15 protein-coding genes are annotated in these 14402 nt (G+C 59.6%); all 15 read right to left on the bottom strand.

All coding sequences use genetic code 11. From position 1 onward, the window contains the following. Positions 1 to 24: 24 nt before the first annotated feature. The 15 genes from AABM54_RS08230 to fliL all read right to left on the bottom strand — a co-directional run bounded on the left by AABM54_RS08230 (position 25) and on the right by fliL (position 14381). Positions 25 to 2274 (bottom strand): chemotaxis protein CheA, encoded by a 2250-nt coding sequence (locus tag AABM54_RS08230; protein ID WP_347904788.1) that lies wholly within the window; start codon positions 2272 to 2274, stop codon positions 25 to 27. Positions 2275 to 2301: 27 nt separating this feature from the next. Further along, positions 2302 to 3090, bottom strand: coding sequence for a protein phosphatase CheZ (locus tag AABM54_RS08225; protein ID WP_347904787.1), 789 nt, complete (start codon positions 3088 to 3090; stop codon positions 2302 to 2304). A gap of 21 nt (positions 3091 to 3111) precedes the next feature. After that, on the bottom strand, positions 3112 to 3483 hold the full coding sequence (locus AABM54_RS08220) for a chemotaxis response regulator CheY (RefSeq protein ID WP_024012118.1): 372 nt from the start codon (positions 3481 to 3483) through the stop codon (positions 3112 to 3114). A gap of 166 nt (positions 3484 to 3649) precedes the next feature. Then, positions 3650 to 4390, bottom strand: coding sequence for an RNA polymerase sigma factor FliA (gene fliA, locus AABM54_RS08215; protein ID WP_007894214.1), 741 nt, complete (start codon positions 4388 to 4390; stop codon positions 3650 to 3652). Further along, a complete protein-coding gene (gene fleN, locus AABM54_RS08210) occupies positions 4387 to 5217 on the bottom strand; it encodes a flagellar synthesis regulator FleN (protein ID WP_347904786.1) in 831 nt (276 codons plus the stop codon). The genes fliA and fleN overlap by 4 nt, the downstream gene beginning before the upstream one ends. A 114-nt stretch (positions 5218 to 5331) precedes the next feature. After that, positions 5332 to 6651: a flagellar biosynthesis protein FlhF gene (flhF, locus tag AABM54_RS08205; protein WP_347904785.1), complete on the bottom strand. Its 1320-nt coding sequence runs from the start codon at positions 6649 to 6651 to the stop codon at positions 5332 to 5334. A gap of 11 nt (positions 6652 to 6662) precedes the next feature. Then, a complete protein-coding gene (gene flhA / locus AABM54_RS08200) occupies positions 6663 to 8792 on the bottom strand; it encodes a flagellar biosynthesis protein FlhA (RefSeq protein ID WP_347904784.1) in 2130 nt (709 codons plus the stop codon). A 190-nt stretch (positions 8793 to 8982) separates the two neighbouring features. After that, on the bottom strand, positions 8983 to 10119 hold the full coding sequence (gene flhB / locus AABM54_RS08195) for a flagellar biosynthesis protein FlhB (RefSeq protein ID WP_347904783.1): 1137 nt from the start codon (positions 10117 to 10119) through the stop codon (positions 8983 to 8985). Positions 10120 to 10122: 3 nt separating this feature from the next. After that, positions 10123 to 10905: a flagellar biosynthetic protein FliR gene (gene fliR / locus AABM54_RS08190; protein ID WP_347904782.1), complete on the bottom strand. Its 783-nt coding sequence runs from the start codon at positions 10903 to 10905 to the stop codon at positions 10123 to 10125. Positions 10906 to 10908: 3 nt separating this feature from the next. Then, positions 10909 to 11178 (bottom strand): flagellar biosynthesis protein FliQ, encoded by a 270-nt coding sequence (fliQ, locus tag AABM54_RS08185; RefSeq protein ID WP_347904781.1) that lies wholly within the window; start codon positions 11176 to 11178, stop codon positions 10909 to 10911. A gap of 23 nt (positions 11179 to 11201) precedes the next feature. Next, the gene (gene fliP, locus AABM54_RS08180; protein WP_347904780.1) at positions 11202 to 11954 is read right to left on the bottom strand and encodes a flagellar type III secretion system pore protein FliP; all 753 of its coding nucleotides are present in this window, start codon (positions 11952 to 11954) and stop codon (positions 11202 to 11204) included. Continuing rightward, the gene (gene fliO, locus AABM54_RS08175) at positions 11954 to 12388 is read right to left on the bottom strand and encodes a flagellar biosynthetic protein FliO (protein WP_347904779.1); all 435 of its coding nucleotides are present in this window, start codon (positions 12386 to 12388) and stop codon (positions 11954 to 11956) included. Before fliO ends, fliP begins: the two co-directional genes overlap by 1 nt. After that, a complete protein-coding gene (gene fliN / locus AABM54_RS08170) occupies positions 12389 to 12847 on the bottom strand; it encodes a flagellar motor switch protein FliN (protein WP_347904778.1) in 459 nt (152 codons plus the stop codon). 55 nt (positions 12848 to 12902) lie between these two features. Next, on the bottom strand, positions 12903 to 13871 hold the full coding sequence (fliM, locus tag AABM54_RS08165) for a flagellar motor switch protein FliM (RefSeq protein ID WP_347904776.1): 969 nt from the start codon (positions 13869 to 13871) through the stop codon (positions 12903 to 12905). Between the two features lie 9 nt (positions 13872 to 13880). After that, positions 13881 to 14381, bottom strand: a complete 501-nt coding sequence (gene fliL / locus AABM54_RS08160; protein WP_347904775.1) for a flagellar basal body-associated protein FliL — start codon at positions 14379 to 14381, stop codon at positions 13881 to 13883. Positions 14382 to 14402 lie beyond the last annotated feature (21 nt).

The following is a 14402-nucleotide window of genomic DNA, read 5'->3' as shown; positions in this document are numbered from 1 at the left end:
CTCTGCGGCCCCGCCCCACCAGAATCAAATACGCCGTGCGGCGTAACGCTTGAGCATGCTCGGAACATCGAGAATCAGCGCGATGCGGCCGTCACCGGTAATGGTGGCGCCGGACATGCCCGGGGTTCCCTGGAGCATTTTGCCCAATGGCTTAATGACCACTTCTTCCTGGCCGACCAGTTGATCGACGACAAAGCCGATCCGCTGGGTGCCTACCGAAAGGATCACCACGTGGCCTTCGCGCTGCTCTTCGTGAGCGGCAGAGCTGACCAGCCAACGCTTGAGGTAGAACAGTGGCAGCGCCTTGTCGCGCACGATCACCACTTCCTGGCCATCGACCACGTTGGTACGCGACAGGTCGAGGTGGAAGATCTCGTTGACGTTCACCAGTGGGAACGCGAACGCCTGGTTGCCCAGCATGACCATCAAGGTCGGCATGATCGCCAGGGTCAACGGGACCTTGATGACGATCTTCGAGCCCTGGCCCTTGGTCGAATAGATGTTGATCGAACCGTTGAGCTGGGAAATCTTGGTTTTCACCACGTCCATGCCCACGCCACGACCGGATACGTCGGAGATCTCGGTCTTGGTCGAGAAACCCGGGGCGAAAATCAGGTTGTAGCACTCGGTGTCGCTCAGACGGTCGGCAGCATCCTTGTCCATCACGCCGCGTTTTACCGCGATGGCGCGCAGGACGTTCGGGTCCATGCCTTTACCGTCATCGGAGATCGACAGCAGGATGTGATCACCCTCCTGCTCGGCCGCCAGGATGACCTTGCCGCCACGGGACTTGCCCGAAGCTTCGCGTTCTTCCGGCGACTCGATACCGTGGTCGACCGCGTTGCGCACCAAGTGGACCAGTGGGTCGGCCAGGGCCTCGACGAGGTTCTTGTCGAGGTCGGTTTCTTCACCGACCAACTCCAGGTTGATCTCTTTCTTGAGCTGACGCGCCAGGTCACGAACCAGACGCGGGAAGCGCCCGAAGACCTTCTTGATCGGCTGCATCCGGGTCTTCATGACCGCGGTTTGCAGGTCGGCGGTAACCACGTCGAGGTTCGACACGGCCTTGGACATGGCTTCGTCACCGCTGTTGAGGCCCAGACGGACCAAGCGGTTACGCACCAGTACCAACTCGCCGACCATGTTCATGATTTCGTCGAGCCGCGCGGTATCGACGCGCACGGTGGTCTCGGCTTCACTGGTCGGCTTTTCCGGCGGCGGCGTCGCCGCAGCACGAGCCGGTGCAGGCGCGGCTGCTGGCGCAGCAGCTTTCGGTGCTTCAGCCTTGGCTTCCGGGGCTTTGGCTTCTGGCGCCTTGGCCACCGGTTTTGGTGCTGCCTTGGCAACAGGCGCAGCCACTGCCGCCGTGGCCGAACCGGCCACTTCGGTGAACTTGCCTTTGCCGTGCAACTCGTCGAGCAACGACTCGAACTCGTGATCGGAGATCAGGTCGCTGCCGGCCGCAGCCGCCGTTGGCGCTGCTTGTGCAGGAACCGAAGCAATCGCCGAATCCAGTGCTTCAACGGCAAAGTTACCCTTGCCGTGCAACTGGTCGAGCAGTGCTTCGAATTCGTCGTCGGTGATGTCGGTATTGGCTGGCGTCGATACAGGTGCCGCCGGCGCTGCCGGTGCTACCACGGCATCCGCCGCGAACTGGCCTTTGCCGTGCAGTTGATCGAGCAAGGACTCGAACTCGGCATCAGTAATTTCATCACTGCCCGGCGCAGCAGGTTCTGCCGCAGCCACTGGGGCCTCGGCCTGCTCCTTGACCGCATTCAGCGAGTCGAGCAGTTGTTCGAATTCGTTGTCGGTGATGTCGCCCGATTCGCTTTCCGCGACTGGCGCTTCCACCACTTCTTCGACCACAGGCGCAACGTCGGCCGAAGCCGGTTCGGCCAGGCGAGCCAACGCCGCCAGCAACTCCGGCGTTGCTGCCGTGATCGGTGAACGCTCGCGGACTTCGCTGAACATGCTGTTCACCGCGTCGAGCGCTTCGAGAACCACGTCCATCAATTCCGAGTCGACGCGACGCTCACCCTTGCGCAGGATGTCGAACACGTTTTCGGCGATGTGACAGCACTCCACCAGCTCGTTGAGCTGGAGGAAGCCGGCGCCCCCTTTTACAGTGTGAAAACCGCGAAAAATTGCATTGAGCAAGTCCGCATCATCCGGTCGGCTTTCAAGCTCGACCAGTTGCTCGGACAGTTGCTCTAGAATCTCGCCGGCCTCAACCAGGAAATCCTGAAGGATCTCTTCATCGGCGCCGAAGCTCATTAATGGGGTGCTCCTACAGGTCTAAACCTAAAATCCAAGGCTGGAAAGCAAATCGTCCACATCGTCCTGACCGGACACAACGTCTTCACGTTTATCGGCATGAATCTGCGGACCTTCACCCTGCGTGAGATGTTTTTGTGGATCTTTTTCGGCCAACATCGCTTCGCGGTCATGCTCGATGCCTGCAAAGCGGTCGACTTGACTGGCCATCAGTACGAGTTTGAGCAGATTGCTTTCGACTTCGGTGACCAGTTGGGTCACACGCTTGATGACTTGCCCGGTGAGGTCCTGGTAGTCCTGAGCCAGCAGAATGTCATTGAGGTTGTTCGACACGACGTGAGTGTTCTCGACGCTGCGCGTCAGGAAACCGTCAACGCGTCTTGCCAGCTCACGAAATTCCTCGGCACCGACTTCACGCCGCATGAACCGGCCCCAGTCCGCACTCAAGGCCTGGGCATCAGTGCTCAGGCCATTGACCAGCGGGGTGCTGTTCTCGACCAGATCCATGGTGCGGTTGGCCGCAGCCTCGGTCAGCTTGACCACATAGGACAGGCGTTCGGTGGCATCCGTGATCTGCGACACTTCCTCGGCTTGAGGCATGTGCGGGTCAATCTGAAAATTGACGATCGCGCTGTGCAGCTCGCGAGTGAGCTTGCCAACTTCCTGGTACAGGCCGCGATCACGGGTCTGATTGAGCTCATGGATCAGTTGCACCGCATCGCCGAACTTGCCTTTTTCAAGGCTGTCGACCAGTTCGCGGGCATGTTTTTTCAGGGTCGATTCAAAATCGCCCTGTGAAGATTCGTTGTGCTCCATAGCTCCCCCGTGGCGGATGCATCAACCGATGCGTTCGAAGATTTTTTCGATCTTGTCTTTCAACGCCTGGGCCGTGAAGGGTTTGACCACATAGCCGTTAACACCGGCCTGAGCGGCTTCGATGATCTGCTCGCGCTTCGCTTCAGCGGTCACCATCAATACGGGCAGGTGCTTGAGCTTTTCATCGGCACGCACGTGGCGCAGCAGATCGATACCGGTCATGCCAGGCATGTTCCAGTCCGTTACCAGAAAGTCGATGCTGCCGCTGTTGAGTACAGGGATGGCGGTAGTGCCGTCGTCTGCCTCGACCGTGTTGGTGAACCCAAGGTCACGCAACAGGTTTTTTATGATCCGCCGCATCGTTGAGAAGTCATCAACGATGAGGATTTTCATGTTCTTGTCCAATTCGACCTCCAAGCAGTCTTAAACGCGCTCAGCACCTGAACGCGCCATTTCAATCAATCCGGCGTAACACTCAACAACTGTCTGGAGTACAACGGGCCGAGACCGGTTCAGCCTAAGCCGTACCAGCCTCGTTCGCAGCGCCCCATACGGCCTGTCAACGCGCTCGCCACTCCCCCAAACGCCCCCGCAAACGGGCCGCGCACTGGCTGTGTAACTGGCTGACCCGCGATTCGCTGACCCCCAGGACCTCACCGATTTCCTTGAGGTTCAGCTCTTCGTCGTAGTACAGCGCCAACACCAGTCGCTCACGCTCCGGCAAATTGGCAATCGCGTCCGCCAGCGCAGCCTGGAAACGTTCGTCTTCCAGGTCACGCGACGGCTCGAGATGAGCACTCGCGCCATCCTCATGCAGCCCTTCATGCTCGCCGTCCTGCAACAGATCGTCGAAGCTGAACAGCCGGCTGCCCAAGGTGTCGTTCAAAATCCCGTAATAATCATCGAGACTCAATTGGAGTTCGGCCGCAACCTCGTGATCTTTAGCGTCGCGGCCGGTTTTAGCTTCAATCGAGCGAATTGCGTCGCTGACCATGCGGGTATTGCGGTGAACCGAACGTGGCGCCCAGTCCCCCTTGCGTACTTCATCGAGCATCGCCCCACGGATGCGGATCCCCGCATACGTCTCGAAGCTTGCACCTTTGCTTGCGTCGTACTTGGTTGACACTTCGAGCAAGCCGATCATCCCGGCCTGGATCAAATCCTCGACCTGGACACTGGCCGGCAGGCGAGCCAACAAGTGATAGGCAATACGCTTGACCAGTGGCGCGTAGCGCTCGATCAATTCGTACTGGGCGTCACGTGCCGACTTCTTGTAAAGGTTGTAACCGCTGGCCGTCATAGCACAGGTCCTGCCGTTTGTTGCACGAGACGCTCGACGAAAAACTCCAGGTGCCCGCGCGGGTTGGCAGGCAATGGCCAGGTATCGACCTTCTGTGCAATGGCCTTGAACGCCAGCGCGCACTTGGAACGCGGAAAGGCTTCATAGACCGCACGTTGCTTCTGCACTGCCTTGCGCACGCTCTCGTCGTAGGGAACGGCACCGACGTATTGTAAGGCGACGTCCAGGAAGCGATCCGTGACCTTGGTCAACTTGGCGAACAGATTGCGACCTTCTTGAGGGCTTTGTGCCATGTTGGCCAGCACGCGGAAGCGGTTCATGCCGTAATCGCGGTTAAGCAGTTTGATCAGGGCATAGGCGTCGGTGATCGAGGTCGGCTCGTCGCAGACCACCAGCAGTACTTCTTGCGCGGCGCGAACGAAACTGACTACCGAGTCACCAATACCGGCAGCGGTGTCGATGACGAGTACGTCGAGGTTGTCGCCGATATCGCTGAACGCCTGAATCAGGCCGGCATGCTGGGCCGGGCTCAGGTGAACCATGCTCTGGGTACCGGAAGCCGCCGGAACGATTCGAATACCGCCAGGCCCCTGCAACAATACGTCGCGCAGCTCACAGCGGCCTTCGATGACGTCGGCCAAGGTATGTTTAGGTGTCAGCCCCAGCAGGACGTCGACGTTCGCCAGACCCAGATCGGCATCCAGCAGCATGACGCGCCTGCCAAGCTCGGCGAGAGCCAGGGACAAGTTAACTGACACGTTAGTCTTCCCGACGCCACCTTTGCCGCCGGTCACCGCGATCACCTGTACGGGATGCATGCTGCCCATGTTCTTTCTTTACCTTGTCTTGCTTAGACGCGGGCTACATAACTGGCTGCGCGTTCACACTGGAACAATGCATGGCAGTCCGTCGATGTAGGTACAAATCTATTCATTAATACCTCAGCCGACCCGCTTGGTCGGGCTGTGGTAGAGATCAGCGAACATGTCAGCCATGGCCTCTTCGCTGGGTTCTTCCTGCATTTGCACACTGACGGCGCGGCTGACCAATTGGTGGCGGCGCGGCAGGTGCAGGTCATCCGGAATACGCGGCCCATCGGTGAGATAGGCCACGGGCAGTTCGTGACTGATGGCCAAGCTCAACACTTCGCCCAGGCTTGCCGTTTCATCCAGTTTAGTCAGGATGCACCCGGCCAGCCCGCAGCGCTTGTAACTGTGATAAGCGGCGGTCAGTACCTGTTTCTGGCTGGTAGTCGCCAACACCAGATAATTCTTCGATTTGATGCCACGCCCGTTCAGGCTTTCCAACTGCATGCGCAGCGCCGGGTCGCTGGCTTGCAGGCCAGCGGTATCGATCAACACCACACGCTTGCGCAGCAGCGGATCAAGGGCTTGCGCCAGGGACTGGCCCGGGTCGACGTGGGTCACGGAAACGTTGAGGATCCGGCCCAGGGTCTTGAGCTGCTCCTGCGCACCGATACGGTAGCTGTCCATGCTCACCAGTGCGATATTTTGCGCGCCGTACTTGAGCACATAACGGGCAGCCAGCTTGGCCAGAGTGGTGGTCTTGCCCATGCCGGCAGGGCCGACCATGGCAATCACGCCACCTTCTTCAAGCGGCTCGATTTCTGGCGTGCTGATCATCCGCGCCAGGTGCGCCAGCAGCATGCGCCAGGCCTGACGAGGCTCTTCGATTTCGGTGATCAGTTCCAGCAGATCGCGGGACAACGGGCCAGACAGGCCAATGCGTTGCAGGCGACGCCAGAGGTTGGCCTGGGCCGGACGGCTGCCTTGCAACTGATTCCAGGCCAGGGAGCCGAGCTGGACTTCCAGCAACTCGCGCAGGCCGTTGAGTTCGAAACGCATCGAGTCGAACGCGCGCGGATCAACGCCAGCGCTCGCCGCAGGGGCAGGTGCCGGACGCTTGGGTTCAGCGTAGGTCGGCTCGATCAACGGCTCGGCCGCAGTCAGCGGCAAACCGGCGAACAACTGCCGATTGGTGCTCGCGTCGCTGTCGCCACGCAGGCTCAGTTCAGCCTGGGCCGTGACAATGCGCGACTGGGTCTTGCGCAACTCGTCTTCGAGCTCAATGTTCGGCACGCGCGGCGCCAGAGCCGACAGCTTGTAATCCAGGGCAGCCGTCAGCTCGACACCACCGGCGATCCGGCGATTGCCAATAATGGCGGCATCAGCGCCCAGCTCATCACGAACCAGTTTCATGGCCTGACGCATATCGGCGGCGAAAAAACGCTTAACTTGCATAAACCACTACCTCAGCCGTTGGGCCCTACTGTCGCAACGATGGTCACTTGCTTGTTGTCTGGAATTTCCTGGTACGCCAACACGTGCAAACCAGGAACCGCCAGACGTCCGAATCGCGAGAGCATGGCGCGAACCGGACCGGCTACCAGCAGAATCACTGGATGACCTTGCATCTCTTGTCGCTGCGCGGCTTCGATCAACGAACGCTGCAGCTTTTCTGCCATGCTTGGCTCCAGCAGAACGCCCTCTTCCGAGCCTTGTCCTGCCTTCTGCAGACTATTGAGCAATATTTGTTCCAACCTTGGCTCCAACGTGATCACAGGCAGCTCAGACTCAGTGCCTACAATGCTTTGGACGATGGCGCGCGACACACCGACGCGCACTGCGGCAACCAGCGCGGCGGTATCTTGACTCTTGGACGCGTTGTTCGCGATGGCTTCGGCGATGCTGCGAATGTCCCGCACCGGAACCTGCTCAGCCAGCAGCGCCTGCAATACCTTGAGCAGTTGCGACAGCGAGACGACACCCGGCACCAGCTCTTCGGCGAGTTTCGGCGAGCTTTTGGCCAGCAACTGCATGAGTTGCTGAACTTCTTCGTGGCCGATCAGCTCACTGGAGTGCTTGTACAGAATCTGATTGAGGTGGGTAGCCACCACGGTACTGGCGTCGACCACGGTGTAACCGAGGGATTGGGCCTGGGCACGCTGACTGATCTCGATCCACACCGCCTCCAGACCAAAGGCCGGATCTTTGGCGGTAATGCCGTTGAGCGTGCCGTAGACCTGGCCCGGGTTGATCGCCAGCTCGCGATCCGGGTAAATCTCGGCCTCGGCCAGGATCACCCCCATCAAAGTCAGGCGATAAGCGCTTGGCGCCAGGTCAAGGTTGTCGCGGATGTGCACGGTCGGCATCAGGAAGCCCAGATCCTGGGAGAGCTTCTTGCGCACACCCTTGATCCGCGCCAGCAACTGGCCACCCTGATTACGGTCCACCAGCGGAATCAGCCGATAGCCGACTTCCAGGCCGATCATGTCGATCGGCGTGACGTCATCCCAGCCCAGCTCTTTGGTTTCCATGGCTCGAGCCGGCGAAGGCAGCAGTTCCTGCTGACGCTGAACCTCGGCCAATGCCTGAACCTTGACGGTGTTTTGTTTCTTCCAGAACAGGTACGCAGCCCCACCCGCCACCGCCGCCATGCTCAGGAAGGAAAAGTGCGGCATGCCGGGCACCAGGCCCATGACCGCCATCAGACCGGCCGCTACAGCCAGCGCCTTGGGCGAGGCGAACATCTGCCGGTTGATCTGTTTGCCCATGTCTTCCGAGCCGGAAGCACGGGTCACCATGATCGCCGCAGCGGTCGACAGCAACAGTGATGGCAATTGCGCCACCAAACCGTCACCAATGGTCAGCAAGGCGTAAACCTTGCCCGCATCGCCGAACGTCATGTTGTGCTGGAAGATACCGACCGCCATGCCGCCGATCAGGTTGATGAACAGGATCAGCAGGCCCGCGATGGCGTCACCGCGAACGAACTTGCTGGCACCGTCCATCGAACCGTAGAACTCGGCCTCCTGGGCCACTTCCATACGGCGCAGCTTGGCCTGGTTCTGGTCGATCAGGCCGGCGTTCAGATCGGCGTCGATCGCCATTTGTTTGCCGGGCATCGCATCGAGGGTGAAACGCGCACTGACCTCGGAGATCCGCCCGGCACCCTTGGTCACCACGACGAAGTTGATGATCATCAGGATCGCGAAAACCACGATACCGACCACGTAGTTACCGCCGATCACCACCTCACCGAAGGCCTGAATCACCTTACCGGCCGCGGCATGGCCGTCCTGACCGTGGAGCATCACCACACGGGTCGACGCCACGTTCAGCGCCAGTCGCAACAGCGTGGCCACCAGCAGGATGGTCGGGAACACCGCGAAATCCAGCGGCCGCAGGGCGTAAACGCAAACCAGCAGCACGACAATCGACAGTGCGATGTTGAACGTGAAGAACACGTCGAGCAGGAACGGCGGGACCGGCAACATCATCATGGCCAGCATGACCAACAGCAACAGCGGCACACCCAGATTGCCTCGACTGAGGTCTGCCAGGTTGCTGCGGGCATTGTTGATTAACTGAGAGCGATCCACCGGTTTTCCTCGTTCCTTAAAGCAAACTTTTGACGCCTGAAGCAGGCGCAGGGCGGCTACTGCAAGAAGCCTTCCAACTTTTGCCAAGGACGGAAATAGAGCGCTTCAGGGACTGGATTTTTTGCTGACCGGGCTTAAGCCATCGCGACCCGACTTGCCCGCGATGAGGGCGGATTATTCAACACAAGGGTCAGGAATCGCGACGCAGGTCCGGCGGAATCGGCAGGTCGGCCAGTGGTTCCGGGCGCTTGCCCTTGCCCGCGCGATGCTGGCGGATCTGGTAGACGTAGGCCAGTACCTGGGCAACCGCCAGATAGAGCCCGCCCGGGATTTCTTCTTCCAGCTCGGTGGAGTAATAGATCGAACGCGCCAGCGCTGGCGATTCGAGCAGCAGCACGTTGTTGACCACGGCGATTTCACGAATTTTCAACGCCAGGAAATCAGTACCCTTGGCCAGCAACACCGGCGCACTGCCCTTCTCAGAGTCGTACTTGAGCGCCACGGCGTAGTGAGTCGGGTTGGTGATAATCACGTCAGCCTCGGGAATGGCCGCCATCATGCGACGCTGAGACATTTCACGCTGCAACTGACGAATCCGCTGCTTGACCTCCGGCTTACCCTCCTGATCCTTATGCTCGTCGCGCACTTCCTGCTTGGTCATCAGCAACTTTTTATGGCTCTGATACAGCTGGACCGGCACGTCGACCGCCGCGATCAAAATCAAACCGCACGCCATCCACAACGTGCTCCAGCCCACCAACTGCACACTGTGGATGATTGCCTGCTCCAACGGCTCGTGAGCAATACGCAGCAAATCATCAATGTCTGAACGCAATACCGTCAGCGCCACGAACAGGATCAACAAAAACTTCGCCAACGCCTTCAGCAGTTCGATAATCGCCGTCGAGGAGAACATTCGCTTGAGACCGTTAGCCGGGTTCATTCGACTGAATTTGGGCGCCAGGCTCTTGCCGGCAAACAGCCAGCCACCCAGCGAAATCGGCCCAAGAAACGCCGCGAGCAACAGCGTCAGCAGCACCGGCTGGACCGCGATGATCGCAATCTTGCCCGAGTGCAGCAAATATAGCCCCATGGCGCCCGGACTGAGCAACACCTCGCGCGGCAGGGAGAAATTCAGGCGCATGATTTCCAGCAGGTCCTGCGCCAGACCGCCGCCATAAATCAGCAGCGCGCCCGCCCCCGCAAGCATGATTGCCAGGGTGTTGAGCTCTTTGGAGCGGGCAATCTCGCCCTTGTCACGGGAGTCCTGCTTGCGCTTCTCCGTGGGGTCTTCTGTCTTGTCCTGACCACTCTCGCTCTCGGCCATGGCTCAGCGCGCCCGTGCCATGTCGCGCAACAACTGCAAGGCCTCGGAGGCCAGCGGCTGATACTGATTGAGAATGTCGCCCAAAGTGACCCAGAAGATCACCATGCCCAGCACCAGGGTCAGCGGAAAACCGATGGAGAAGATGTTCAACTGCGGCGCGGCACGGGTCATCACACCGAAGGCGATGTTGACCACCAACAGGGCAGTAATCGCCGGCAGTACCAGCAACATGGCCGCCCCCAGCACCCAGCCCATCTTGCCGGCCATCTCCCAAAAGTGATTGACCAGCATGGCGCTGCCGACCGGCAACGTGGTGAAACTTTCCGTGAGGATTTCGAACACCACCAGGTGCCCGTTCATCGCCAGAAACAACAGCGTCACCAGCATCGTCAGGAACTGCCCGATCACCGCCGCAGACACGCCGTTGGTAGGGTCGACCATCGAGGCGAACCCCATACCCATCTGAATCGAAATGATTTGCCCGGCAACCACAAAGGCCTGGAAAAACAGCTGCAACGCAAACCCCATCAACGCACCGATGATCACCTGTTCGGCAATCAGCAGCAGGCCACCGAGGTCCAGCGCATTGACCTGCGGCATCGGCGGCAGGCCCGGCACGATGACCACCGTGATCGCCAGCGCGAAATACAACCGCACGCGCTTGGGCACCAGGGTCGTGCCGAAGATCGGCATGGTCATCAGCACCGCACCCACGCGAAACAGCGGCAGCATGAAGCTACCCACCCAGGTACTGATTTGCGCGTCGGTCAGCGCCAGCAATGACATGGCTTAGCCGATCAACTGCGGAATGCTGCCGTACAACTGCTGGATGTATTCCATGAAGGTCTGCACCAACCATGGACCGGCGACGATCAGCGTCACCAGCATCACCAACAATCGCGGCAAGAAACTGAGGGTTTGTTCGTTGATTTGGGTGGCCGCCTGAAACATCGCCACCAGCAACCCCACCAGCAAACTAGGGATTACCAGCACTGCGACCATCATGGTGGTCAGCCAGAGCGCCTCACGAAACAGGTCTACCGCGACTTCAGGAGTCATTACGCACTACCCGCAAACAAGGTTTAAACGCCACCGAAACTGCCCGCCAGCGTACCGATGATCAGCGCCCAGCCATCCACGAGCACAAACAGCATGATCTTGAACGGCAACGAAATGATCAGCGGCGACAGCATCATCATACCCATGGCCATCAGCACACTGGCGACCACCAGGTCGATGATCAGGAACGGGATGAAGATCATGAAACCGATCTGGAACGCGGTTTTCAGCTCCGACGTCACGAAGGCCGGAACCAGAATGGTCAGCGGCGCCTGATCCGGGCTCGCAATATCGGTGCGCTTGGACAGGCGCATGAACAGCTCAAGATCGCTGCTGCGCGTCTGGGCCAGCATGAAGTCCTTGATTGGCACCTGCGCCTTGGCGACAGCATCTTGTGCGGAGAGTTTTTCCGCCAGGTACGGCTGCAAGGCATCCTGATTCACCCGATCAAACACCGGCGCCATGATGAACATGGTGAGGAACAACGCCATGCCAGTGAGGATCTGGTTTGACGGCGTCTGCTGCAAGCCCAGGGCCTGACGCAGAATCGAGAAGACGATGATGATCCGGGTGAAACTGGTCATCAGCATGACAAACGCCGGAATAAAGCTCAGCGCCGTCATGATCAGCAGAATTTGCAGGCTGACCGAGTATTCCTGCTGCCCGTCGGCACCCGTTCCCAGGGTGATCGCCGGAATCGACAACGGATCGGCGGCAAACGCCAGCGGCGCGGCCAACATCAGGGCCAGCGTCAACACGATGCGCAACGCACCCATTACTTCTTATCCTTCTGATCCTTGCCCAACAGCTCCATCAGGCGCTGAGCAAACTCGGGGGTCGCCTGCTCGGTGCTCGGCACTTGCACCGGCTCCTTGAGGACGTGCAACGGGGTGATCGAACCGGGCGTCAGGCCGAGCAGGATCTGCTCGCTCCCCACTTGCACCAGCACCAGGCGATCACGCGGCCCAAGGGCCCGCGAGCCAATCAGCTCGATCACCTGCCCTTTGCCGGCAGGACCCGCCTGCTGGACCCGGCGCAATAGCCAGGCCAACAGGAAGATCAGCCCCAGCACCAGCAGCAAACCCAATACCAGTTGGGTCAACTGGCCAGCGATGCCGCTTTTGGCGACCGGCGCCACGACCTGAGCCACCGGTTCGGACGCCAAAACGCTTGCAGGCAACGCCAGCACCATGCCGAGAAACTTTTTCACTCAGCGCAACTTCTTGATGCGTTCGCTAGGACTGATCACGTCGGTCAGGCGGATGCCGAACTTCTCGTTGACCACTACCACTTCGCCGTGAGCGATCAGCGTGCCATTGACCAGTACGTCAAGCGGCTCGCCCGCCAGACGATCGAGTTCGATTACCGAGCCCTGGTTCAGCTGCAACAGGTTGCGGATGTTGATATCGGTGCTGCCGACTTCCATGGAGATCGAGACCGGGATGTCCAGGATCACGTCCAGGTTCGGGCCATCGAGGCTGACCGGGTCGTTGTTCTTCGGCATACTGCCGAATTCTTCCATCGGCAAGCGGTTGGAGACAGGCTCGTCAGCCGCCAGCAAGGCATCGATGTCGTCCTGCCCGGCATCACCGGTTTCTTCCAGTGCAGCAGCCCACTCATCGGCCAGAGCCTGGTCGTCCTGGGAGTTCATATCGTGTTCGTCAGCCATCAGGGTTCCTCGACGGGCAAAAATCAGTTAACAACGCGAATGTGTGCGAGCGCCCTTAACGGCGCTCGATCGGCTCGATCACTTGCAACGCGAGGTTGCCTTTGTGGGAGCCCATCTTGACCTTGAAGGCCGGCACGCCGTTGGCGCGCATGATCATTTCTTCCGGCATTTCGACCGGGATTACATCCCCCGGCTGCATGTGCAGGATGTCGCGCAGGCGCAGCTGGCGACGGGCAACCGTGGCACCGATAGGGACGTCGACATCCAGCACGTCCTGACGCAGGGCATTGACCCAGCGCTCGTCCTGATCGTCGAGGTCCGACTGGAAACCGGCGTCGAGCATTTCGCGCACCGGCTCGATCATCGAGTACGGCATGGTCACGTGCAGGTCACCGCCACCGCCATCGAGTTCGATGTGGAACGTGGAGACCACGACCGCTTCGCTCGGGCCGACGATATTAGCCATGGCCGGGTTCACTTCGGAGTTGATGTACTCGAAGTTCACTTCCATGATCGCCTGCCAGGCTTCCTTCAAGTCGACGAAGGCCTGCTCGAGCACCATGCGCACCACCCGCAACTCGGTCGGGGTGAACTCACGGCCTTCGATCTTGGCGTGACGACCGTCACCGCCGAAGAAGTTGTCCACCAGCTTGAACACCAGCTTGGCGTCAAGGATGAACAGCGCCGTACCGCGCAGCGGCTTGATCTTGACCAGGTTGAGACTGGTTGGAACGTACAGCGAATGCACGTACTCGCCGAACTTCATCACCTGCACGCCACCAACGGCAACGTCGGCCGAACGGCGCAGCATGTTGAACATGCTGATGCGGGTGTAGCGGGCAAAACGTTCGTTGATCATCTCCAGGGTCGGCATGCGCCCACGGACGATCCGGTCCTGACTGGTCAGGTCATAACTTTTGACGCTGCCGGGATCGGCAGCGTTATCGGTCTGTACCAGACCATCATCGACACCATGCAACAGCGCATCGATCTCATCCTGGGACAGCAGGTCCTGCACGGCCATGTCGTGTTCCTACTGCAGTACGAAATTAGTGAAGAGCAATTGGTCGATCACCACTTTGCCGACCTCTTTCTGCGCCACTTCCTGCACGCTGGCAGTAGCTTTCTGACGCAACATTTCCTGACCGACCGGGGTCGCCAGGGTGTCGAAATTCTGTCCGGAGAACAGCATGACCAGGTTATTGCGAATAACCGGCATGTGGACTTTGAGTGCGTCCAGGTCCGCCTGGTTGCGGGCCAGCAGGGTAATGCTCACCTGCATGTAGCGCTGACGGCCATTCTGGGTGTAGTTGGCCACAAACGCTGGCGCCATCGGCTCGTAGATCGCGGCCGGTTTGACATTGCTGTCTGCCTGCGTTGCGGCCTCGGGCTTGCTCTGGGCGCTGTGCATGAAATACCAGGTCGCCCCCACGGACGTACCGATCGCCAGCAGCAATGCCAGCACGATCACTACGATCAGCTTGAGTTTGCCTTTGCCGGCGGGGTCTTTCACTGCTGCTTCGGTCTTCGCCATGCCAATAATCCGTCACTATTC

The sequence above is a fragment of the Pseudomonas purpurea genome (assembly GCF_039908635.1).
GTDB classification, from domain to species: domain Bacteria; phylum Pseudomonadota; class Gammaproteobacteria; order Pseudomonadales; family Pseudomonadaceae; genus Aquipseudomonas; species Aquipseudomonas purpurea.
The sequence above is the reverse complement of the archived record's forward strand: the minus strand, read 5'-3'. Positions and strand labels throughout refer to the sequence as shown.